Source organism: Bacillus sp. 522_BSPC (assembly GCF_001076885.1).
Classification (GTDB): Bacteria; Bacillota; Bacilli; order Bacillales; family Cytobacillaceae; genus Niallia; species Niallia hominis.
In genome coordinates this window covers 1-410 of the sequence record NZ_JVDT01000046.1, presented here as the reverse complement: position 1 = coordinate 410, position 410 = coordinate 1, and the positions used below count along the sequence as shown (strand labels likewise).

Below are 410 nucleotides of genomic sequence, written 5' to 3'. Positions count from 1 at the left end.
GTATTCCTTCTTTTATTTCCTTTTCATCCAATCCCCCAAAACCTAGTAAAAAAGGATATCTGTCTTTTTTCTCTGTATAATAAGATTCCGTTGTATAAATTTTAATCCCTATTCTTTCTGCTTCTTCAAGAAATCTATCTTCTTTATTTGGAATACGGATAAGTAAATGTAAACCAGCCTTCTCCCCAATTACTTGCACTTGCTCTCCCATATATTCCTTTATGCATTGGACTAAGAACACATATTTTCTTTCATATACCTTGCGCATTCGCTTAATATGGCGTTCAAAATCTCCGTTATGAATAAAGCTTGCCAATGCCTGCTGTAAAAGTGGAGAGCTTGCTTGTGAATCAGGCCTCCTTTTTTCTTTCCATTTTTCAAGCAACACGTCTGGTAAAATCATATAGCTT

At 35.1% G+C, this 410-nt stretch carries 1 pseudogene; it reads right to left on the bottom strand.

Annotated elements, in window-relative coordinates:
• Positions 1 to 410 (bottom strand): annotated as a pseudogene (locus ADJ83_RS25460) (PLP-dependent aminotransferase family protein); the annotation flags it as partial.